The organism is Mucilaginibacter sp. (assembly GCF_025359345.1).
Taxonomy (GTDB): Bacteria; Bacteroidota; Bacteroidia; order Sphingobacteriales; family Sphingobacteriaceae; genus Mucilaginibacter.
The window spans coordinates 269,170-293,443 of the sequence record NZ_JANYGQ010000020.1; the positions used below are offsets into that span (position 1 = coordinate 269,170).

Sequence of the window (24,274 nt, forward strand, 5' to 3'; positions counted from 1 at the left end):
GGCTTTTTTTGAGTGATAAAAGCAGGTGGGGCCCTTATTGCTGACACCACCAACAACCGCGGAAACGGGGAGACAGCGTCTCCGGGCATAGTGGTTCGTAGTTTGGAAACTACGAACAGCGGAGCGGTTCTTTAAGAGGATGCACCTGAAGGATTCTTGAGGAGGCGACAATAGAGAAATAGCTTTTTACTGCTTTATCCCTGCTTTTATAAACAGTTCGGCATCTGTCATTTTCTGCAGCTTGCCGGCTGCGTCTAATTGTTCAACCTGCCCATAGGTCCACAATTTGGTTTCATTATCATTAAAGCTTGTTAAAATAAACATGTTATTAAAGCTTATTTCTTTTGTTGTGGGGTAGCTTGTATGATATACTGCAATTGTATATTTCCGGGTGTCGCTGTCTGCAATATCTGTAAAAAGAGAATAAGGCGAAAGCAGGATTAGTGTTCCATCCGGTGAAAAACTGGCATCACTTGATAAATCGACATTCTGCCCGAAATTTTGCGAGGTTTTATTGTTAAGGTCTACAAGCAACGTAATAGGTTCGCGATAAACCTCTTTGGATGTTATGCCCCTTTGTTGTTGCTGCTGTTGCTGCTGTTGCTGCTGCTCCCTGCTTCCGGTTAAACTTATTAATAATTTGGTGCCATCCTGCGAAAATACCGCCACTGAGGCGTTCGTATATCCTTTTTGTAAAGCATTAAGCTTTATCGGATCGTGAAACTGTCCGTTATTATCCCAAAAAGTTAAAACCCCATCTGCAACACATAAAATCTCGTTTGATTTTGGAATGATAAAATAATTAGAGAATTTCTGTCCCGAAGAATGATCGGATGTCCGGTGGATCAGCTTTCCCGTTTCCAGGTCATAGATAGCGCCCCCCTCATCCGAGGTAGTAAATAGTTTAGTTCGGTCGCTGGAAACGGCATATAAAAACTCATCCCCTGTCGGTATGCTGTAAAGGGACGTCTGGCTGTCATTTTTCCACAGCTTAACACTTTGTGCCGCAACGGTTATAAACCTGTCCGGATGGAATGGCAGAAATGAAGCAAAGCTCAATCCGCCTTCAATAACCTTTTTAATAAGTTTGCCATTAGTCAAATCGAATAAATAAGCAGTTTGCGCTGACGTGAAAAGGCACCGTTTGCCATCAGGCGAAAACTGGGCCGACAATATAGGAACGCCATCGCCTGGCACTATCCTAAATAGCAAGTCCCCTTGCAAGTTAAATAACCTTGCCGCGCCGCCCTTTGAATCAATTGCGATAAAGGAATTTCCATCCGGGGCAAATTTCGAATAGCGACCGGCAACGGTTGTTACTTCAAAATGCTTTTTATAACGTTTTACGCTGTCGAGAAAATGCGAAACCGCTGAATTTTCAGGATCCTGCTTATGGGCCAGTTGTGCAAGCCTGTATGAAGCGGCGGGCTCGTTGTTTGCAAAGTTTTTAGCAGCGGTTAGCAATTGGCCTACATTGGTTGCTGTATTGTATCGCGTAATTAATCCTTTTACACTATCCAACAAATGATCGGTTTTCGTTTTTTCGACAGCAAGCCTGGCTGCCGCGTCAAATGCCAGATTTTTCTGCATCTTTGCGACATCTGCTTGTTTATAGGCATAATTTAGGTTTTTTATTGCTTGCTTACGGGCAGCCTCTATCTGCGTATTTTTATTTATAAGTTGGTGGTTTAAAAGCGCCAATACCTTTGCGCTATCTTGTTGCGCTAAAACCAAGCGGGTCACCTTCGCTTTTTCAACGGTTAGCGAACTATTTATTTTATTAGCTAAAACAACCTTTTGGTTTGCGATATCCCTCTGTTGCTTTGCTTCCCGAAAAGAAAAAACTGCTATCACGGCAAATAATAATAATACAAGAGCGGCAATCATTGTCCATCGCTGCGTCTTTTTCTGAGCTTTTATTTTATCCTCTTTGTCACTTACTTGCTGGTCGGCAAATGCGGCCCGCGCTTCCGATAACTTTAAGCCTTCCGCAATTTTCTGCTGTTTTAACTTCTCCTGGTCTTCCAGCAGCTGCAATTGCTCCCTTTCGGCCTTCGTTCTGAAGTCGCGGTTGCTTTTAACCGCCAATGCGTATTTGTCATGAATAATTTCAATTACACGCCGCCCGTCTATCGAATAACGCTTTAATATTTTCTTATTCTCCAGCGCCCTTATTTTGTCCTCCCTTACGGCGCCGTTACTATAGGATAGGGCGAGGTCTAAATATACCGGCCACCGGTAGCCTTCCGGCGACAGCAGGCGCTCTTCCAGCAATCGTATTTCGCTGTCATTCAACTCAAGCTCTTTAATGCCGCTATTGTACTCCTCGTCAATTACCGACTGGATATCGACTTTTTTTATATGCTCGGCCAAAATTTGAGGCCCTTGGCCGGGCTTGAAATTTTCAATCTGGTTCTCGCAAAAAACACTCAGCAAAAAGGAATCTATATCTCTTTTCTCAGCATCTTCGTCGGTTGCCGATTCGGAGATCACTTTTAATATTTCCTTAATAGCCCCTTCTTCAAATAATCCGCCACCGGCAGCTTTGATAATATCATAACCCTTTTTATAACTTAAGGGTGTTAGCTTATACTGTAAATTACTGTAGGCAATTGATGGGATGTGGGTCGACAGGCTATAAAAATCGCCCAGATACTCCTCTCTGAACGAAAAAACAATTTTTACCCGTGGCTGTCCCTGCCCATACTTATATTGAAGCTCGAGCCGCGTGGTTTCATCCAGGTATTCAGGGGGGCTGTTCTCTATCAGGTCCGATAAAAATTCTATAAACTGCATGGTGTTTTTTCGCAGCTCGGTTGATTTATCTTCTGTACCGATTGTAAATATTTCTTCAAATTGGTCAAATACCAATACCGGGATTTGTGTTTTTTGGTCTGGCTGTGCTAATGGGTCGGTATGAAAATACTCCCATAAGGTCTGCTTACTTTTAATTTTTTTGTGCGCGACCTTTTTTTTCTCCCACTCGCCCATTATTATGCGCTCCACATCCTTTACAAAATCATTCACCGGGTCGCGATAGTTGGGCCTTATATAAATTGGGACGTAGTTGCCGTTTCTTAATTTCGGAAACAAACCAGCCTGTAAAACCGAAGTTTTACCCAGGCCCGATTTACCATACAATAAGGTAAACGTATTTATATTAACCAGCTGAAAAAGGTCATTGGCTTCATTATCGCGGCCAAAAAAGATGTCCTTATCTTTCTCTTCATATGACCTTGCCCCAATAAATTTATTTTGTGCCGATTCCGCCATTTTTACATTTTGTTTTTGATATCGGATATGTTATCCCCCGTTAGCCCTTCTTCATTAAATTTTATATAAAAAACGTTGCCCGCTGCGTCTGGAAACAATTCGTTTAAATGAACGCCCAGTGCACCAAGGTTCAGGTTTTTATCTATTAACGGGATTATTTTATTTGCTCCCTTCAATTCAGTATTGTAGTATGTCCACTCCTGCCTAACATAGTCGTTCGGTTGTTTCTTCGCGGAGTTTTCTGTTATTATGGGTAAAAAAAGCTTACAGTTTTTTAACGCGATCTTAATATCGTCGTCGATGAGCGAACCCGGGAATAGTTTTATCCTGTCAAACCATATATTCATTTGTACAGACAGCTGACAGATTATTTTCTGCACAACTTCCAGGTCGTCCCTGGTGTAGCTTACAAATACAAAATCGTCCCTCCGGTTTATATCAAGCGCAAACCTGTTCTTGCTTAATGTTTTATAAAGGTTCTGCATAAAAGGCACGGTCTGCAGGTCTTTTTGAAATTGAAGTTTGTGCTTGTTCAAAAAGAATATTGTTGCATTATCGTTGCAAAAATCCACAAACACCTTGGTTTGCAGGCTGTTCATCGAGTCTAAAAAGCCCGGGGCCAGCGTGTTGATCAAAACCCGGAGCAACCAGTCGGGATATTGACAGCCAAGAAATAGTAACGACGAATCCTGGATAGCCTCTTTATAATTTTTCAAGTCAACGTCAAACCGTTTATTAAATTCGGAAATAAAGGTTAGCATGTCATCGTCGGAGTAGTAGTAATTAAACCTGATGTTACCGTTGGCGTAAGCAACGCCGTATAAATTATAAATTGTAGCTACAAAGCCGCACTCGTTTTTCTTTAAATCGTCCGGCCTTCGCGGATTTTTTAATATAAACGGAAAAGATGTTTCATTAACGGCGAGCTTGGGGAACGTGCGGTTATGTTGAATTGCCTCGGAAAGGTGCGTGGTGAACGTTAGGTTTAAAAAATATTTGAATGGGAAAATGGTCGTTATTTTTTCCAGGTATGAGCTATCAACCATGTGGTGAATAGCTCGTGCATAATCGGAAATTAAAAGCGTAGTGATCCTTTTATTAAACTGATTTTTGAGCAGAAGCTGATGGCTAACATCATTAAAAAGATCGAAGCCGCTTAAATCCTGGTTCATATCCAATCCCTTATCTGCGGCTATCCTTCCCGCCAGGAAATCAAGATAAGGCACATGCTTATCGCCGTCTTTCACCGGTATGGCATCAAAGCCAATTATTGGTAAAATGTTTTGCTCATTTACCAATGCCAATCTTATGCTTTCTATCAGGTCATTTACAATTTCGTCACACATTGCATCAGTTTATGCTTTTATACTATGGAGTTTTCGGTAATCGTTTTGTCTGTAATCCAACCTAATACCGGCTCGGTTGCAAGGCCGCTTTTTGTTATAAAAACATCATTACAGACTTTATAATTCGAAATAAGTGTTTTCGCGTCCGACAGGTTGGCGTCTTCTTTAACAAACTTTATCCCGTCTTTTAAAATGTCCTGTACATTTGCATTGCCTTTTGCCTTAAGATCGGCAAAGGTTAGCGGCGGCAATGCCACGGTGGTTCCCGCAGCAGCGCTTTTTTGCGTGGCGAAATACTGTTCGGCAATAAAGCCTTCAATGGTGCTTTTGTGTAATACATATTTTGCCACTTTATTTTCATCGAGCAGTATTACCCTCGAAATTTTATTGGTATTAATAAAATCCAAAAACTTGGTGCTCAAATCAAACGTTGTGTCGTCGGCACCGGTTTTATATTCCACATACACCAATTTATCAACCTGGATCATCACGTCTTTAGCTTTTAAAGTTTCCAGCTTGGTGCTTGAAGTAAGGCTGGTGACCAACGACTTAACTGTTTGATTTGCAGCCGCCAGGTTTTCTTTCGAAAAGTAGTAGGCCAATATGGTGCCTATCCAAGTGCCAAATAACGGCAATATGGTGGCGAAGAGGGTTTGCAAAACATCCTTAGCTTCACTAGTTTTGCCTTTGGCTGTATCAACAATTGCTATGCTAATGCCCAATACGCCCAATACGCAGGTACCTATTAATACAATCCTAGTTACGTTGTTAGCCACCACCGCTTGGGGTGTGTTTGATTCATTTGAGTTCTCCATTGTTAATTAGTTTATAGTGATAATGGTTTTAGGTAATTGCATTACCCGGAGATATACGTTACACCCAAAATAATATACTGCATAAACAGGCGACTGCAATTGCATTTTCCATTAAAGCGAATGCATTGTTGATTAGCTGTTTGTATGATTAAGCTTTGGTTTATAAATATATACATTCTTATTTATTTACAAAAAAATATTTAATCTGTGGTTATTGTGGTGTTTAATATTGGGGTTTTACGGTTTCCGTTTATTCTTTCGGCGAAGAGGGATGCCTGTTTTATGAAATTGAAAAATTTTAGCTAAGTCCAGCAGACGGACCTCCAGCGGGCTAAGGGAATCAAGTTCGATGTAAAGGTTAATGCTGTATCAATTGGTTATCAGCTACTTATATTTATGAAAAGATGAAAGACGCTGATAATCAGCATATTTTACAGCGTTCCACCTGTTCCGCATAAAAATGGAACGCTTGCGCCCCCGCGCTTAGGTAACCCACCTGCACAGCTCCTCAATCATTTAATAAACCAATAATAACCGCCGGCAACGCCAATTACACATCAACGGGCCGCCCCCATAAATCAGGGCAGCCCGGCGCATTATCATAACCACTAGCGTCTACCTGCCCTGCTGCACAGTAAATGTATTATCGGGGTTAAGCGTAACCCTCATATCGTACACATTTCCCGGGAAAACTATTTGTACGGCGTTAACCATGCTGTCAACATCCAGGACCTGGCCCTGCTGGTAGTTGCCGAAGGTAAGCCAATAGGAGGGGTGCGGCGTAAACACATTGGCGTAGTTTGGCTGTGCCTGCACGCCAAAAGTGCCCGCGCCCGACATGCCGATGCCAAAAGTGACCGTGTTTGGCGGTATTGTTGCATCACCGGTGACATAAAATGTACCTTGCTGTGGCCGCTGTTGCGGGTTATCGAACTGAAAATTGTATGGCGCCGGTGAGGTTAATACGATGCTGTTGCTGTCGCGCGGATCGGCAGGTATGGTCTGGCCGGGATTAACCTGCACGCCGGGCCTTAAAACGCCTGTTTCCGACCAATAAAAGCTGTAGTCTATTGTCCAGCTAAAAACGGTCGACATATTTGGCCTGGCAGGCCTGGCCATCCATGCCAGCGACATTGCACCGGGGCCGTAGTGGCCTGAATCCTGCTGGTATAAACAAGCCGTACCAGACTGGGTGGAGTTGTTTATGAAGGTGATGGAATAGGGATAACTCATAATGTTTAGGGTTTTAATTTTTACTTACTCTATTACGGCTTTTCGGTTTCCGCCGGGGGGGGTGAAGTCCTGAGTCTTAAGTCTTGAGTCCAGAGTCTAAAGTCTAAAGTCAGAAAATGCAGGACTCCGACTTAGGGCTTCTGACTAAAGACTATTGACTTAATAAAAGTCGGAAGTCCTAAGTCTAGAGTCCAAAGTCCAAAGTCAGAAAAGGCATGACTTCGACTTAATGCTTCCGACTAAAGACTTTAGACTTAAGACTATCGACTTAAAAAAAAGGTGGTTTATGCGATAACCGGTTCAGGTATGTTCATCTCCACCCAAATATAATGGAATTTGGATAAAAAAATATTCAGGGAAGGAATTTGTTTAATTGGGGCTAATCAAATTGTTGGCGTGCATTTGTTACGCACCTAAAGAAGCGAAAATCATCCATTCGAATTAATTCTACCAATATTAGGCTCCTAACGGAGCCGCCTGCTTAAACAGTGTAGTAAGATGTGGGTACACGGCAACTCTGAAAACCGACGGGTGGTGCATAACAGAATCGGCTTTAGCCAAATTTGGCTATACGATATCATATAACGCAATATAAAACACTTTGCGATAATTTGATTTGCACCCGGCGCGCGGGTATTCCTGCACCCGGGCGCCTAACTGCTAACCTGCAGGTTAGTTTACGGTCTTTTTCCTGGTAATCTTACCTTTGCCATTTGCTGATTTTCGGCCATTTGCCGGCGACAACTGTTCGCCCTTGCTGTTTACCGCTTTTCCAGTCAAGTCGAAGTAAAATAGCTTGCCGTTTGATTCTACCTTTATAATCCCGCCTTCAAAGCCTAAAAAATTATCATAAACCGGGGGCACAATTTCCTGTCCGCTGCGGTTAATGTATCCAAATTTTTTGTTGAGAACAACCGGAGCTATGTCGTTATAAAAATCGTATATCCCGTTATATTTTATCGGTATAACTACAGCCCCGGTGTTATTGATATAGCCCCATTTACCATCGAGCTTTACCCGGGCCATTCCACTCTCAAAATCGAGGGCCTGTTCATATTTATAAGGTATAACTAAGTTGCAGTTGTTATCCATATAGCCATATTTCTCTTCGACTGCTATTTTTACCAACCCTTCGCTAAAAACGGGCCTGGTGGTGTATTTAATAGGGATGATTTCGTAACCTAACCTGTTAATATATCCCCAGTTGTCTTTTATGCGCACCGCTGCCATATCACCTGTAAAAGATTGGGCCTCATCGTACCGGAAGGGAATTATTTGCTTGTTTTCGGCGTTGATATAGCCCCAGCTACCGTTTAGCTTTACTGCTGCCAGTCCCCGGTGGAAACTTTCGGCGGCATCAAACCGCATGGCAATAACCACGGTGTTATTTTTATCAACAAATCCATACTTCCCGGTTAGCTTTCTGCGTGCCCGGCGTACGGCAGAAAAATAGTCTGCATCGTCGTAGTCGTCGTATTTTAAAGCGTTGGGCAGCTTCTTTTCTTCTTGTTCTGCTTTTTCGGCAGCTACCCGGCCAATTGCGGCATTACGGATAGCAGCGCGTTGTTCTAAATACTCCTGCTGTTCAGCAGGGGTTCTTGATTCTTTGACCGCATTGGCAGGCGCAGGTCTGTATCTCGGGGCCTGGTTGTTTCTTGCTTCCTCAGCATTCCTGTCGGCCGAAGACCGTGGCTTGCCGTTTGCATCGTACGCCGAAACATACTGGGCACTGGCCGGCCGGGCGGACAATAAAAGCATAACTGCAAATACAGTCATGTATACGGGCAATAAATGTTTCATACGCGCGGCGTTTAAGATTGCCGGGGGAAGGTCGGTATTATAAACCGGCAAAAAGTAGTAGATTAATGTGATATTCATTGCCAGCGGCCGGGGCGCCGGAAAGTAGCCGTTGGCATTCATGTGTCCTCCCAACCTGGGGGATACATCCGAAAAAACAGCTTTTATATTTGCCGGTAAATATCGAAAGCAGCACTGGTCAACAGTTATCGCTTAAGCACCTTTTCGGCAAGGCAGACTAATGCTAAAAGTGCGGGTCTGCATACTGCCGCCCTGCTAAAAGTGTGTAAGAAATTCCCCGAAAATTGTTTAATTAGTTGATTATCAATATATTGAAAATAGGTAAAAATCAAAGTATCTGATAATCAATATGTTCCATAGCGTTCGGGGTGTTCCGTGAGCAAAAATGGAACGCTTGTAAGCTGCCCTCATTAGTTAATCCAATAAACAAGTTGAGAACTCGCTGCAGACCTGTGGTTACCAAGCATCCGGCTGTAAGTTCCTATCATCATGAAGGTTCGCTGATTGTCCTGTGTAGAGGTTGCTTTCCCGAAACAAGTTCGGGACAGGCTGTTCCTTGCAATGACGCGTTGGTGAGTGAGCATTACGGCGAACCCACCCCTGCCACAACACAAATCCATCGCACCCCCTCCAGGGAGGGGAACTGGATGTCTTGATAATCAGCATGTTTCATAGCGTTCGGGGTGTTCCGCGTGGGAAAATGGAACGCTTGAGGCCTGATCTCAAACAAAAAAGACCTGCCTTTCAACAAAGCAGGTCTTTTTTTTCTTACTAAAGACTTCGGACTTTCGACTTCAGACTTTACTTAGCCGGCCACACATTATTCCTTCTTTCCACATCGGGCAATTGGTGGTCAGGGTCAATCTCTAACGATTGTATGGTTGCGGTTGATGGGTAGATAAATGTCCAGGTGCCTTCGCGCTGCCAAACGTTTACGGGCAGGTGCAAAATTTCGGTTTTGCCATTGGTTTGGGTAACTTTTAAGTCGACAGGCATCGCCAGTTTTTCTTTGTTTACCAAAGTAATCAGTGCGCCATTGGCAGGGTTATCTTTTACATATTTTACGCTTTCAACAGCCTGGTCAACTTTGTCGGTGGTGAAAAACCATGGTTTAAAAAACCAGTTCAAATCCTCGCCCGAGGCATCGTTCATGGCGCGGAAAAAGTCGTAAGGCAGTGGGTGTTTAAATGCCCAATGCTTAATGTATTGGTTAAAGGCATAATCGAAGCGATCAGCGCCAAGCACCACGTTGCGCAAAATGTCGAGCCCTACAGCGGTTTTGTTATAATACTGGCCATAATCGTTAAGCCCCATAGCTTCGGGCGCAACCATTAACGGGTCTTTTGCCGTTGTCATAAATTTTACAATGCCGTTGGCAGGGCGGCCCTTGCTGTTAAAGTATTCGCCGTTATTGAATTTCTCGGTCGAGTATTCGTTGATGAAAGTGTTAAAGCCTTCACCCATCCACATGTATTTACGCTCGTTAGAGCCCACGATCATCGGGAACCAGTTGTGGCCGATCTCGTGCGTTACATCGCCAAAAAGATCGCCGTTTTTAAGATTGCTTAAGCAGAAAATAGCGCCGGGATATTCCATACCCAATGCTACGCCCGATACGTTTACGGCCGAATTCCATGGATATTCAAAATATTTAGCGGAGTATATTTCCATGCTGGCCTTCAAATATTCCGTAGAACGCCCCCACGAGTTACTGCCCGAACTTTCGGCCGGGTAAGCGCTCATGGCAATACATTTACGCCCCGATGGCAGGTTTACCTTAGCGCCATCCCATATAAATGCGGTTGATGCACCCCAGGCAATGTCGCGGGTGTTTTCCATTTTATAGTGCCAGGTCAGGTTGCCTTTAAATGGATGGGTAGCTGCCTGCCCAACTTCGTCAGCGGTGATAATGGCAACGGTTTTGTCGCTCTTGCGCATCTCGTCATACCTTTTTTGCTGTACATCGCTCAATACCTGCGATACATTCTGCAGATCGCCCGAGCCTACAACCGTCATGTTTGCCGGTGCGGTTATGTAGTAATCAAAGTCGCCGTACTCGCAGTAGAACTCGCCCAGGCCCATGTAGGGCAGGGTGTTCCAGCCTTCCACGTCGTCATAAACGCACATGCGCGGGTACCATTCGGCAATTTCATAAACATAGCCGGCTTTAAACTTTTTGCGGCCCATACGGTCGGCGCCATAAAAGGGGATAGCAAAGCTGTAGTTTATTTTTACCTGTATTTTTTCGCCTTTGGCGCCCATTGGCTTGTTCAACCTTACCTGCATGCGGGCATCAGTAATAACCGGCGTGGTGGCATAGGTGTCGCCTTTATAGGTAACGGCTACCGACTCGATATGATAACCGCCCTTGCTGAAGCCACGCACGTCAAAACGGTCGCCGTCTATAGGGGTAGTCGCGGCACCGCGCGATCCCGGCTTAAACAGGTTCTGGTCAAGTTGCAGCCAAAGATGGTCAAGCTCATCAGGGCTGTTGTTGGTATAAGTTATGGTCACTTCACCAGTAATGGTAGTATCCTGCGGAGTTTCGTTTAAAGATGCCTTTATCAGGTAGTCGGCGCGGTTTTGCCAGTAATGCTGACCTGGCTTGCCACTTGCTGAGCGGGTGCCATCGCCGGTAACCGGCCAGGTAATTGGCCCGAAGGCGTCGAGGTGATTGTATTTAGGGGTATCGGTTTGCGCCGATGCTGAAGCAGCCATAAGCAAAAGGCCCAGTCCGCTTAGCAAATAGTTAAGTTTTAAATAACGCATTTTAATATTTGATAATTTCGGGTGCAAATTAGCGAATTAAATTATGAAATTGGTAAAGGAGGGATGTGCGAATAACACCAAGTGGTGCTGTTGCTATTGTGTATCTGCTTTGATATCTCTGGTCTCCTGTCGCCAAACTCTCCTCATATCATTCTTCCTTTTTGTAAAACTTTTATCAAATCCAATTGATATTTAATTATGTGCATTTAATATTTGCAACTTTGCCGGCTAATAATCTGCTATGAACCATCTTGCCAACTCCACATCGCCATACCTGCTGCAGCATGCCAATAACCCGGTTAACTGGTACCCCTGGGGACCTGAAGCGCTACAAACAGCCAAAGCCGAAAACAAGCTGATATTGGTGAGCATTGGTTACTCTGCCTGCCACTGGTGCCATGTAATGGAGCACGAAAGCTTTGAGGATGAAAGCGTGGCCGCGGTAATGAATGAATACTTTATTTGTATTAAGGTAGACAGGGAAGAGCGTCCCGACGTTGACCAGGTGTACATGAGTGCGATACAACTAATGAGCGGGAGGGGAGGGTGGCCACTCAACTGCATCTGTCTGCCCGATCAGCGGCCTATCTATGGCGGTACCTATTTCCGTAAAAACGAATGGACAAGCCTGCTTTTTAACCTCGCCGATTTCTATAAAACCAAACCCGCTGAGGCTGAAGAATATGCCACCCGGTTAACCGAAGGTATACAACAATATGAATCGGTTCCCTTTGTAGCAGAGCAGCCCGAGTATACCAAAGCCGATTTGGAGTTGATTATCAACAGCTGGAAAAAATACTTTGATAAAACCGAAGGCGGGCTTGGCTCTTCGCCAAAATTCCCGATGCCGAATAACTGGCAGTGCCTGATGCGTTACGCCCATTTAATGCAGGACGAAAGTGTTGCAGAAGCGGTAAAATTAACCCTTCACAAAATGGCTTTCGGCGGGATATATGATCATGTGGGCGGCGGCTTTGCGCGTTACTCTGTCGACGACCACTGGCACGTGCCGCATTTTGAGAAAATGCTTTATGATAACGCGCAGCTGATTAGCTTGTATGCTGAGGCTTATACCTGGCAGCCGGATGAACTTTATCCGCAAATTACTAATGAGATAATTGAATTTTGCCAGCGTGAGTTGATGTCGCCCGACTATGGTTTTTACTCGGCGCTTGATGCAGATAGCGAAGGCAAGGAAGGCAAATTCTATATTTTTACAAAGACTGAGATTGAAGATATATTGAGCGCGGATGCTGAACTATTTTGTATTTACTATAACATAACCGACGATGGCAACTGGGAAGAAGAAAACTCCAATGTCCTGTTCCGAAAAGAAAGCGATGCCAAATTGGCTGAAAAGCTAGGCCTACAGGTTGATGAACTGCTCGCTAAAATACAATCATACAAACAAAAAGTATTCGACTCCCGCAGCTACCGCATAAGGCCGGGACTTGATAATAAAATACTGGCGTCGTGGAATGGGCTGATGTTAAAAGGCCTTTGCGATGCTTACCGGGCCTTTGATAAGCCGGAATACCTTGACATCGCGCTTAATAATGCCGGTTTTATCCTGGATAACTTAATAACCAAAGATGGGCGACTAACAAGAATATTTAAGACAGGTGATATAAACCAAGTTGCTTTTCTCGATGATTACGCCAATATAATAGATGCCTTCATTGCGCTGTACGAAGTAACTTTTGACGAACAATGGCTAACCCACGCAAAAAGCCTTACAGATAAAGCAGTCACCCATTACTACGATGCGGAAAAAGGAATATTTTATTTCACCGCTGCTGATGACGAGCAGTTGATAGCCCGCAAATCTGAAATTATGGATGGGGTGATACCGGCCTCCAACTCGGTAATGGCGCGTAATTTGAAGAAACTTGGCTTGTTATTTGATAATGAAAATTACGATGAAATATCGGCACAATTGCTGCGAAACCTGGTGCCGCATTTGGCGCGATACGGCTCCAGCTATTCAAACTGGATAATGCTGCTGATTGAGGAGGTGTTCGGAACTTACGAAATTGCCATTGTTGGCGATGATTTTGAGCGCCTGAGAAAAGAAATTGAAAATAATTACATCCCTAACAAAATTATGTTGGGTGGTAAAAAAGGAAGTTTACCTTTGCTGCAGGATAAGTTTGGCGCTGGTACACAAATATTTATTTGTAAAGATAAAACATGCGGATTGCCTGCAACTAATACAAACGACGCTCTGACCGGGATTAACGGGTTTTGAAAATTTGACCCGGATGAATTTTAATACATAATAGCATAAAATAAATATAATCATATAACACAGCCGCGAGCATCCGATAAATCCAGCAAATCCACTGAATCCGGGTTCCGGTCAAAAACACATTTACAATGAAGATTAACCCCCAACACGTAGTGTCATTAACTTACGATTTGTATGTTGACCAGGATGGCTCGGAAGTATTGCAGGAAAGCGCAACCGAAGAACAGCCGCTAACTTTTTTATACGGCGCAGGACAAATGCTGCCAAGATTTGAAGAAAACTTAAGCGCCCTTTCAACTGGCGATACTTATGATTTTCGTTTATCGGCCGAAGACGCTTATGGCGAATATGATGAAGAAGCCGTTGCAAACCTTCCATTAGAAATGTTTAAAGAAAGCGGCACCCCCGAAATCGGTACCGTACTTCCTTTACAGGACAATAATGGCAACCGTTTCCAGGGAATGGTAGTATCAGTTGCTGAAGATTCGGTAATCGTAGACCTTAACCACCCGATGGCCGGACAGGAATTGCATTTTAAAGGCAACATCCTTAACGTTCGCCCTGCAACTCCTGAAGAACTATCTCATGGCCACGCACACGGTGCCGATGGTCATCACGCACACTAATATTTAATCTGAAGCCTTGAGTCATTAGTCTGTCGTCGTTTTGACTTACGATTTAGCACTCAAGGCTTCAGACTTTCTACTCGTAGAACCCCTTATAATAAGCACAGGTTTAATATCAATAGTTTTGGGTATTCCGCCGGTATCTGTGTTATTTAGTTCATCAAAATACAGATTTGCTACAGCCCTGCCCATATCCATACTAAACTGGTCTATTGTGGTGATTGACGGGCTTGTTATCTCTGTAAATGCCTCATTCGAATAACCGCAAATGCCCAACTGCGAGGGCACCTTTATTTGCATACCGTTAGCTACTTCCAATACGCCGAGGGCCGAAAAATCAGACGTCGATGCAAATATGGCATCGGGTGCATCTGGCAGGTTTAACAGTTTTTTTGTAGCCGCAGCACCCAATTCTTTGGTCCAGGCGTTTTCCACTACGTACATGCTATTTACCGGTACGCCGAACTTTTTTAACGCCCTCAAGTATCCGTCTTTTCGCTGCCGGAAGATGTTCAGATTCTGGGGCCCCTCTAACAATGCTATTTTTTTGTAACCCTGTTCAAGCATATGGCACACTGCCTCGAACGATGCCTGTTCATTATCATTTATTACTTTTAAGGTCTGCAGTTCATCTGCCACGCGGTCAAACTGTATCAGTTGAATCCCCTGGTCTATTACATTTCGTAAATGATCGTAATTAAGGCTGTCTACAGAAACCGAAATCACAATGCAGTCAACATGCTGGTTAATTAATGTATTAACACATTTTACTTCCTTTTTATATTGCTCGTCCGACTGGCAGATAACCAGATTATAACCTTTCTGATAGGTTGAATCCTCAATACCTGCAATTACGTTTGCAAAAAAGTTTTGGTTAATACGCGGCACTACTACGCCAATGGTTTTGCTTTCACCCTTCCGTAAATTGGAGGCAAGCGTATTGCGTTTATAGTTTAGTTCCGCTGCTGTTTTTTGTACCAGCAGCCTTGTGGCTTCATTTACATAACCGTTATTGCTAAGCGCTCTGGAGACCGTAGACGCTGTTACATTAAGCTTTTGAGCTATGTCATAAATGGTTACCCGTTTCTTCTGCTTCATAACTTTTGTAAATATGCAGAAATATTTTTCTGCAATCGATTGCATATTGAAAAATTAATTTAAATTCGTCGCTGTAAATAATTTATAAACCACCGCTCGCCGGGCTACTTGTTGTGCACATGTTATTATTAGGTATTGATATAGGTACGTCTTCCATAAAAGTTTCAGTTGTCGATGCCGCATCGCAAAAAGTGGTGGCATCAGCCCAATACCCCGATGAAGAATCGCCTATTATAGCGCTAAAACCCGGCTGGGCAGAGCAGTCTCCCGATACCTGGTGGGAGCAAACACAAAAAGCTATACAGCTTTGTAACAAAACTGCCGCTTACAATCCTGCGGATATTGCTGCCATAGGTATCGCCTACCAGATGCATGGTTTGGTTTTGGTTGATAAGGAACAGAACGTGCTGCGCAACAGTATCATCTGGTGTGACAGCCGAGCAGTTGAAATTGGCGATAAAGCGTTTGACGCTATAGGGCAGGAGCAATGCCTGTCGCATTTGCTTAATTCTCCAGGTAATTTTACCGCATCAAAGCTGGCCTGGGTAAAAGCCAACGAGCCGGAGGTTTACAGCAAAATAGATAAAGCCATGCTGCCCGGCGATTTTATCGCCATGAGGCTCACCGGCGAGGTTACTACTTCCATATCCGCACTTTCCGAAGGCGTTTTTTTTGATTTTAAAGCGAATAGCCTCTCGAAAGATATCATCAACTATTATGGGTTTGATGAAGCGCTATTCCCCGAAGTGAGGGAAGTGTTTTCGGCCCATGGCAGCCTGCAGGCATCTATCGCACAAAAGCTAAATTTAAAACCCGGTATACCGGTAACTTATAAAGCAGGCGACCAGCCCAATAATGCCTTATCTTTAAATGTATTAAACCCCGGCGAAGTCGCCGCGACAGCAGGCACCTCGGGTGTAATATACGGCGTTACTGACCAGTTGGGTTATGATAAACAATCGCGTGTTAACACATTTGCTCACGTAAACTATACCACGCAGCAACAGCGCCTGGGCGTACTGTTGTGTATCAACGGCGTTGGCAGTATGTACCGCTGGCTGAAACAAACTTTTGGAGCAACAGAAAGCTACCTGCAGATGAATGCTAAAGCTACCGAAGCCCCGGCCGGGAGTGATGGCCTTTGCGTTTTACCATTTGGGAACGGTGCCGAGCGCATGTTGAACAATAAAATGGTTGGTGCTCATTTTCATAATATCGATTTAAATATCCATACCCAGGCGCACGTAATACGGGCGGTGCAGGAAGGAATAGCATTTTCTTTCCGCTACGGACTTGATATTATGCGCGAAAACGGCATGAACCCCACTGTTATCCGCGCGGGCAAAAACAACCTGTTTTTAAGCGACCTGTTTACCGAAAGCTTTGTAAACATAACAGGCGTGCCCGTCGAGCTTTACAAAAATGATGGCAGCGTAGGGGCAGCCCTTGGTGCAGGCATAGGTGCGCAAATATTCTCATCGCCACAGCAGGCATTTGAGCATATGCACGCCATACAGATGGTTGAGCCAGTCGGCAAACAACTTGAATCCGCTTACCAGCAATGGAAAGCATTCCTTGAAAAACAATTAACAAACTAAATATTAAAAGTAATCGGTGAAATCATTCTCCAATCGGTGTAATCAAAAAAACAATAATCATGAGCATAATCTTAGGCGAAAAAGAATTTTTTAAAGGAATAGGTCAAATAAAATTTGAAGGGCTGCAGTCAGACAACCCGCTTGCTTTCCGTTGGTATGACGAAAATAAAGTAGTTGCCGGTAAACCGATGAAAGACCACCTGCGCTTTGCCTGCGCGTACTGGCATTCGTTCTGTGGCAATGGCGCCGACCCGTTTGGCGAGCCTACCCACCTATTCCCCTGGAGCGTAAAAAGTGATGCAGTTGAACGCGCGAAAGATAAAATGGATGCCGCGTTTGAGTTTATCACCAAAATGGGCATGAACTACTACTGTTTTCATGATGTTGACGTGGTTGACTACGGCAACGATGTAAACGAAAACGACCGCCGCCTGCAGGCAATGGTTGATTATGCCAAACAAAAACAAGCCGCCAGTGGTGTAAAGCTGCTTTGGGGCACCTCAAACCTGTTCAGCAACCGCAGGTATATGAACGGCGCCGCCACCAATCCCGATTTCCATGTGTTGAGCCATGCTGCTGCACAGGTAAAAGCCGCGCTTGATGCCACCATCGCGTTAGGCGGCAAAAATTATGTGTTCTGGGGTGGGCGTGAGGGCTATATGACCCTATTGAACACTGACATGAAACGCGAGCAGGAACACTTGGCCAAATTTTTACATACGGCAAAAGATTATGCACGTAAACAAGGCTTTAAAGGCACATTTTTTATCGAGCCAAAACCATGTGAGCCAACCAAGCACCAGTATGATTATGACGCAGCAACCGTTTTCGGCTTTTTACAGAAATATGATTTGCTGAACGATTTTAAATTGAACCTTGAAGTTAACCACGCAACATTGGCCGGTCATACTTTCCAGCATGAATTGCAGGTAGCTGCCGATTCAGGTTTGCTTGGCTCGATTGATGCCAACCGCGGCGACAGCCAGAACGGCTGGGATACCGACCAGTTCCCGAACGATATTAACGAGGTTACTGAAATAATGATGATTATCCTTGAAGCAGGTGGTTTCCAGGGTGGCGGCATAAACTTCGACGCCAAAATACGCCGTAACTCAACCGATCCGGCTGATTTATTTTATGCCCACGTTGGTGGCATGGATGTTTTTGCAAGGGCATTAATTACTGCCGATAATATTCTCCAAAAATCAGATTATCTTAAACTGAGAAAAGATCGTTATGCATCTTTTGATACCGGCAAAGGCAAAGAATTTGAAGAAGGAAAGTTATCATTGGAAGACTTACGCGCCTATGCTGTTGAAAACGGCGACCCTAAAACAACAAGCGGCAAACAAGAATATATCGAAAATTTGATAAATCGATATATATAGTTTATAATTGTCAAACCAACATTAAAAACCAAATACAATAACTAATGAACCTGAAAACCCTTTCTTATGGCGATTATGCTGTATTCCTTGTCTATTTTGTAATAGTATCCCTCTACGGCTTTTGGGTATACAAGCGTAAAAACAAAAGTGATGGTACCTCTAAAGGTTATTTTTTGGCCGAAGGTTCTTTAACCTGGTGGGCAATAGGCGCCTCGTTAATTGCTTCTAATATCTCGGCCGAACAAATGGTGGGGATGAGTGGTTCAGGTTTTAAGATGGGGCTGGCCATTAGTACTTACGAGTGGATGGCCGCTGCGACATTGGTTATCGTGGCTGTATTCTTTATACCGGTTTACCTTAAAAATAAAATAGCCACCATGCCGCAGTTTCTACACCAGCGGTATAACGGTACAGTGGCCATGATCATGGCTATATTCTGGTTAATGCTGTATATCGTTGTTAACCTTATGTCGATAATTTATTTGGGCGGGGTGGCAATAGCAGGCATTTCAGGATTAGATTTGAAACTGGTTATTACTTTACTAGCCGTTTTTTCAATCATTATCACCCTGGGCGGCATGAAGGTTATCGGCTATACCGACGTTATACAAGTGTTTTTCCTTGTATTAGGGGGGCTGGCAGCTACTTATATAGCGCTTCACCTGATAAGCGAAAAATCCGGCACAACCGGCCTTTGGAATGGGTTTAAATTGCTGCGTGCAGATGCCGCCGACCACTTCCAGATGATATTCCATAAGAACAATGCAAATTACCTCGATTTGCCGGGCCTTTCTGTACTTATAGGTGGTATGTGGATTACTAACTTAAATTACTGGGGTTGTAACCAATATATTACCCAGCGGGCGCTTGGTGCCGACTTGAAAACAGCCCGGGCAGGTATTCTTTTTGCAGCTTTCCTAAAGTTGTTGATGCCTGTGATTGTGGTACTGCCGGGTATAGCAGCTTATGTGCTTTATCAGAAAGGGATGTTTCACCAGGAAATGTTAAGTTCAAAAGGTGTTTTAGATGTTAACAAAGCTTATCCATCGATACTTAATTTATTGCCGAACTACATGAAAGGGCTCTCATTTGCGGCGCTAACGGCGGCTATTGTGGCGTCTTTAGCCGGCAAAGCCAATAGTATCGCTACTATATTTACGTTGGACATCTATAAAAAGGCAATAAATAAAAATGCCTCGGAGAAAAACATGGTTAACGTAGGTAAAATAGCTGTAGTAGTGTCAATGGTATTAGGCGTTTTGCTATCGTTTGTAATTGGAGACATGTTGATGGGCGAAGGAAAACAAGGCTTTCAGTATATACAGGAATACACAGGCTTTGTTTCGCCGGGTATATTTGCCATGTTTATTTTAGGTTTCTTCTGGAAAAAAGCAACTTCAAACGCTGCATTATTTGCAACCATAGGCGGCTTAGCGTTCGCTATAGTATTTAAGTTCCTGCCTTACTGGACTAATCTTTCCTTCTTGCAGCCATTTGGCTTTTCAAAACTGAATGGCGACGGCGTTTACGAAATTCCTTTTATGGATAGGATGGGCTTCGTTTTTGTGATATGTATGGTAGGTATGTATATTATATCAATGATTGAAAATGCGAAGGGCCTGCGGACAAACGGCCTGGAAGTAGACGTGAATATGTTCAAAACAAACAGGAGCTTCGCAATCGGCGCAATAGTTGTTGCTGTTATCCTTACATTTTTGTACACATTTTTCTGGTAGAAGGCAAACAACTTTATAAAAATAGCGATGAGTACGGTGCTCATCGCTATTTTTTTGAACTATCGGTTTTATAACCTCAGAGGCACGGAGAAGGCAAGGATAGCGTGTTTTGTGAATTACCAAAGCGGGCTCCCATAACTTCGGTAGCCAGGTCGTTTTCTATTATAAATACTTGCCTGTGGGAACACGGACAACGGGGAGTGAAAACTAATTTAAAACTATTAACTTGTAACCCGGTAAACAGATGGGAATACCTTGCCAGGCAACACAAAAAAGCAACCAATTAAACCAATAATATGAGCAAGTTTACGCAGATTGATTATTTAATTTTTATCTTTTACTTTGTTGTGGTGTCGGGATATGGCATCTACATTTATCGCAAAAAAAAGAAAGCAGTTTCCGCTACCCATGATTTCTTTTTAGCCGAAGGCTCCCTAACCTGGTGGGCAATCGGCGCTTCGCTCATAGCCTCAAATATTTCCGCCGAACAATTTATAGGCATGAGCGGTCAGGGCTATAGTATAGGTATCGCCGTAGCTGCATACGAATGGATTGCAGCGATTGCTTTGATTATTGTTGCCGTATGGTTTATCCCGGTGTATCTTAAAAATAAGATATTTACCATGCCGCAGTTTTTGAAAACAAGGTATAATGAAACGGTGGCGCTCATAATGGCCATCTTTTGGTTGTTCCTATACGTGTTTGTTAACCTGACCTCAATATTGTATTTGGGAGCTTTAGCTATTAACAACCTGCTGGGTGGTAGTGTTGACCAATTTCACCTCATCATTATCCTGCTTTCACTGTTCGCAGTATTTATCACCCTTGGCGGTATGAAAGTTATCGGTTTTACAGATGTTATACAGGTAAGCGTGCTTATTATTGGTGGTTTGGCCACCACCTATATTGCACTAACAGTGGTGAGTAAAGCTTTTGGCTTTGGCGAAGATGCGTTAGCGGGCTTCAATCAGCTAATCAAAAGCGCACCCGACCATTTCCACATGATATTTACCAAACCTACAGCTGCAACGGGGCAACACGAGGTTGATAATTATTTAACCATTCCAGGCCTGCTCTCGTACGTTGCCGGTATCTGGATCATCAATCTTAACTATTGGGGCTGCAATCAATACATCACCCAACGTGCACTCGGCGCCGATTTACAAACAGCGCGTAAGGGAATATTATTCGCTGGATTTTTAAAACTGTTGATGCCACTAATCGTGATGCTTCCGGGCATTGCAGCATATGTATTACATCAAAAAGGCCTGGTTCAGGCGGAAATGCTTGTAGGCAGTAAAAATGGCCTGCCAGTATCTGACAATGCTTATTCGGCTATATTAGGCTATCTGCCAAACGGCTTGATTGGTTTGTCGCTTGCCGCATTAACTGCGGCAATAGTAGCATCGCTGGCAGGTAAAGCCAATAGTATTTCGACCATTTTTACTTTAGATGTATATAAAAAGTATATCAAAAAAGATGCGGGCGAAAAAAACATGGTTATCATTGGCCGTATAACTATCCTTGTTGCCCTTATTATCTCTATAATTTTTACCTGGAGCGATACATTGGGTATTGGCGGAGCAGGCGGTTTTACCTTTATCCAAAAGTATACCGGTTTTATTAGTCCGGGTGTATTTGCCATGTTTATTTTAGGTATGTTTTGGAAGCGTACTACCGGTGCGGCTGCTGTGGTTGGTGTTATCACAGGCTTTGCGTTGTCGATTTTATTTAATGAATTGGCGCCAGCCTGGTTCGGTCACGAAACATTTTTATACACCGCCTACAAAAACGCGGCCGGTGTTTACGAAATTCCTTTTCACATTTGTATGGGGCTGGCCTTTATGTTTACGATGATAGTAATGATTTTAATTAGCCTTGGCGGACCGAAAGTTAATCCTAAATCTTTTGTGCTTGATAAATCGATGTTTAAAGTATCGCCGGGCGTGTTAGCAATGATTGTAATTACATTGCTTGTTATATCATTGCTCTACGTGAGATTCTGGTAAAAATTTAATGTTTTGAAAAAAGCGATGGGCGTAATGCTCATCGCTTTATTTTTGCCGTTTTTTAATTCCAGGTGGTTAAATAGCCCACTGTTCCACCCGTTTCAATAACACCCCCACAATCACCATCCACACCACAAGCCCTGCAATAAATACCCTGAACCCGGTTAGATCCACAAAAATGAACCCTGCGATAAATCCGGCGATAACCAAAATGCAGGTGAACAAACCAAAATAGCCAACCCACTTTGGAAAATCGCTGGTTTTGATAATAACAACCGACCATAATGAAATAGCAATACATACACCGCCAATAAAAATATAATCGAATGCGTGGTTAAGCGCGCTGTTATACGTTAACAGCAATATTAACGAATTTGTCATTTCGGCCGTTGTTTCCTGGTAATGCCTTATAAAAAGGGAAAGCGCCAGGCCGTTAACTGCCGCCGCTAATAAAACGGCAAATAACCCGACACCCATTGTAATAAAGGCCCCCATCGACCAGGGATTATCCGCAGATAACTTTTTAGTCAGCCCCCAAAAGCCAAACAAAGTTAACGGGATGGAAAGGATGGCGAGGGAATGAGTAACAATAATCATAGTTGAAATGTGCCTGAGATGTTCAAGACTTCCGCCTGTCGGGTGCATTACCATCGTAATTGTCATTATTGTCGCGCCGGTAATAAGCGCCGTGCCGCTGTAGTAATAGGTTTGATTTTTCATGCGCCTTTTTTGTTTTTCTGTTGGCCATGAAGGTAGGCTGGCTTAGGCAAAAAGGCACTTGACTGCGGTCAAGAAAACAAACTTTTTCGTTTCATGCGGCTAAAGGTTTCGGGCGCCATGCCAAGATATGAAGCAAGGTGTATTTGCGAAAAACGAAGTACCCATTCGGGCTTAAGCTCCATTAGTTTTTCGTAGCGCAGTTGCGGTGTGTTGATATGCGATGTGAACGCTGTGGATTTTGTCCAGCTTTCCATTGCCCTGCCAAGCGCAAAAAAGGATGGGTCGCGCTGGATTAAGTTATGCAATTGGTCAATGTTAAGTATCGCTACCAGTGAATCTTCGAGGGCCTCAATTACATTTGTCGACGGTTTTTGACCTATAAAACTTTCATTATCGGCCGCAAAGTCCATTTCGGTAAAAAAATTCAAGGTTAAATCTTTCTCGTCAGTCAAGTGATATAGGCGCAGGCTACCAGTTGCGACAATAGCTATAAAATCGCAAACCTGCCCGGTGACCAAAAGGGTTTCGTTTTTCTTTAGCTCCTTTATTTTTGTTGAATTGATAATCAAGTCGCGATGCCCGGCCGAAAATGGATGGATACGCCGCAATGCTTCGGCGATGACTGTCCGGGTATTCGATTCGGTTTGTATCATTGTAATTGAGCTGACGGTTGCTGCTAAAGTAAATTTTATTTTACGAAAATTGGATAAATAGCTAACCCAAAAGGAAGATAATCCTATTTTTATCGCAAAAAATACATCACTACCATGTTCAACAATTTAGAGCAAACTTTTCGCTGGTATGGCCCTGCGGATCCGGTTACTTTAGCTACAATTACCCAAACGGGCGCCACCGGCGTAGTTAATGCACTGCACCACATACCAACCGGCGAGGCGTGGAGTTTGGACGAGATCAATACCCGCAAAAATATTATCCAGGCTGCGGGGCTTACATGGTCGGTTGTGGAGAGTGTGAACGTGCACGACAGTATCAAGACCGCGGGTGCTGATCGAGATAAGTATATCAATAACTATATCGAGACGCTAAAGAACTTATCTGCCGCAGGCGTAAAAATAGTTTGTTATAATTTTATGCCGGTGCTGGATTGGACCCGCAGTGATATTGACTACCATTTGCCAAATGGTGCTTCGGCACTACGCTTTCATGCCCCGGCCTGGCGGGCCTTTGATCTGTATATATTAGAACGCCCCGCAGCTTTCGATGAATTTACTGCCGAAGAACAGGCTGATGCTAAAAAATACCTGGGCAGTTTAACCAGCGATGAAATAACAACGCTTACCAACAATATGATGGCTGGTTTACCGGGCACAAAGGATGTGTTAACCGTTGATCAATTTAAAGGTTTTTTAAGCAGATACGATGGTGTAGACGCGGCAGCGCTTAAAGCTAACATGGCTTATTTTTTACAGGCCATTATTCCCGATGCGGAGAAGCTAGGCATTAAAATGTGCGTGCATCCTGACGATCCACCGTTCCCGATATTTGGCCTGCCCAGGATAGTATCGACAGAACAGGACCTGAATGATGTTGTAAACGCCGCGCCGTCAACCAGTAATGGCCTTACCTTTTGTACCGG

16 protein-coding genes are annotated in these 24,274 nt (G+C 43.8%); 7 read left to right on the forward strand and 9 right to left on the reverse strand.

Annotation, left to right across the window (positions count from 1 at the left end):
- Positions 1–186: 186 nt before the first annotated feature.
- The 6 genes from Q0R52_RS12730 to Q0R52_RS12755 all read right to left on the reverse strand — a co-directional run bounded on the left by Q0R52_RS12730 (position 187) and on the right by Q0R52_RS12755 (position 11,254).
- Positions 187–3,273, reverse strand: coding sequence for a hypothetical protein (locus Q0R52_RS12730; RefSeq protein ID WP_295795046.1), 3,087 nt, complete (start codon positions 3,271–3,273; stop codon positions 187–189).
- 2 nt (positions 3,274–3,275) lie between these two features.
- Entirely contained in the window at positions 3,276–4,619 is a 1,344-nt protein-coding gene (locus tag Q0R52_RS12735) for a toll/interleukin-1 receptor domain-containing protein (RefSeq protein WP_295795047.1), read from the reverse strand.
- A gap of 17 nt (positions 4,620–4,636) precedes the next feature.
- A complete protein-coding gene (locus Q0R52_RS12740; protein WP_295795048.1) occupies positions 4,637–5,434 on the reverse strand; it encodes a hypothetical protein in 798 nt (265 codons plus the stop codon).
- Positions 5,435–6,049: 615 nt separating this feature from the next.
- Positions 6,050–6,667: a hypothetical protein gene (locus Q0R52_RS12745; RefSeq protein ID WP_295795049.1), complete on the reverse strand. Its 618-nt coding sequence runs from the start codon at positions 6,665–6,667 to the stop codon at positions 6,050–6,052.
- 672 nt (positions 6,668–7,339) lie between these two features.
- Complete coding sequence (locus Q0R52_RS12750; RefSeq protein WP_295795050.1) at positions 7,340–8,467, reverse strand: WG repeat-containing protein; 1,128 nt, start codon at positions 8,465–8,467, stop codon at positions 7,340–7,342.
- An 819-nt stretch (positions 8,468–9,286) separates the two neighbouring features.
- Positions 9,287–11,254, reverse strand: a complete 1,968-nt coding sequence (locus tag Q0R52_RS12755) for a M1 family metallopeptidase (RefSeq protein ID WP_295795051.1) — start codon at positions 11,252–11,254, stop codon at positions 9,287–9,289.
- A gap of 241 nt (positions 11,255–11,495) precedes the next feature.
- Between Q0R52_RS12755 and Q0R52_RS12760 the strand changes: the two genes are divergently transcribed.
- Positions 11,496–13,502: a thioredoxin domain-containing protein gene (locus tag Q0R52_RS12760; protein WP_295795052.1), complete on the forward strand. Its 2,007-nt coding sequence runs from the start codon at positions 11,496–11,498 to the stop codon at positions 13,500–13,502.
- A gap of 128 nt (positions 13,503–13,630) precedes the next feature.
- On the forward strand, positions 13,631–14,128 hold the full coding sequence (locus tag Q0R52_RS12765; RefSeq protein WP_295795053.1) for a peptidylprolyl isomerase: 498 nt from the start codon (positions 13,631–13,633) through the stop codon (positions 14,126–14,128).
- Between the two features lie 45 nt (positions 14,129–14,173).
- On the opposite strand, the gene Q0R52_RS12770 is transcribed toward Q0R52_RS12765, so the two are convergent.
- Positions 14,174–15,226: a LacI family DNA-binding transcriptional regulator gene (locus Q0R52_RS12770; RefSeq protein ID WP_295795054.1), complete on the reverse strand. Its 1,053-nt coding sequence runs from the start codon at positions 15,224–15,226 to the stop codon at positions 14,174–14,176.
- A gap of 119 nt (positions 15,227–15,345) precedes the next feature.
- Between Q0R52_RS12770 and Q0R52_RS12775 the strand changes: the two genes are divergently transcribed.
- The 4 genes from Q0R52_RS12775 (at position 15,346) to Q0R52_RS12790 (ending at position 21,957) form a co-directional block, all read left to right on the forward strand.
- On the forward strand, positions 15,346–16,824 hold the full coding sequence (locus tag Q0R52_RS12775; protein ID WP_295795055.1) for an FGGY family carbohydrate kinase: 1,479 nt from the start codon (positions 15,346–15,348) through the stop codon (positions 16,822–16,824).
- Between the two features lie 59 nt (positions 16,825–16,883).
- Positions 16,884–18,212, forward strand: a complete 1,329-nt coding sequence (gene xylA, locus Q0R52_RS12780) for a xylose isomerase (RefSeq protein ID WP_295795056.1) — start codon at positions 16,884–16,886, stop codon at positions 18,210–18,212.
- A gap of 44 nt (positions 18,213–18,256) precedes the next feature.
- Positions 18,257–19,948, forward strand: coding sequence for a sodium/solute symporter (locus tag Q0R52_RS12785; protein ID WP_252792479.1), 1,692 nt, complete (start codon positions 18,257–18,259; stop codon positions 19,946–19,948).
- Between the two features lie 296 nt (positions 19,949–20,244).
- Positions 20,245–21,957, forward strand: a complete 1,713-nt coding sequence (locus Q0R52_RS12790; protein WP_295795057.1) for a sodium/solute symporter — start codon at positions 20,245–20,247, stop codon at positions 21,955–21,957.
- Positions 21,958–22,032: 75 nt separating this feature from the next.
- On the opposite strand, the gene Q0R52_RS12795 is transcribed toward Q0R52_RS12790, so the two are convergent.
- Together Q0R52_RS12795 and Q0R52_RS12800 are read right to left on the reverse strand one after the other, a co-directional pair.
- Positions 22,033–22,677 carry a hypothetical protein gene (locus Q0R52_RS12795; RefSeq protein WP_295795058.1) on the reverse strand — a complete coding sequence of 215 codons (645 nt, stop codon included), beginning with the start codon at positions 22,675–22,677 and terminating at the stop codon, positions 22,033–22,035.
- 68 nt (positions 22,678–22,745) lie between these two features.
- On the reverse strand, positions 22,746–23,330 hold the full coding sequence (locus tag Q0R52_RS12800; protein ID WP_295795059.1) for a Crp/Fnr family transcriptional regulator: 585 nt from the start codon (positions 23,328–23,330) through the stop codon (positions 22,746–22,748).
- Between the two features lie 114 nt (positions 23,331–23,444).
- Between Q0R52_RS12800 and uxuA the strand changes: the two genes are divergently transcribed.
- The coding region (gene uxuA / locus Q0R52_RS12805; RefSeq protein ID WP_295795061.1) for a mannonate dehydratase at positions 23,445–24,274 on the forward strand (830 nt) is incomplete at its 3' end.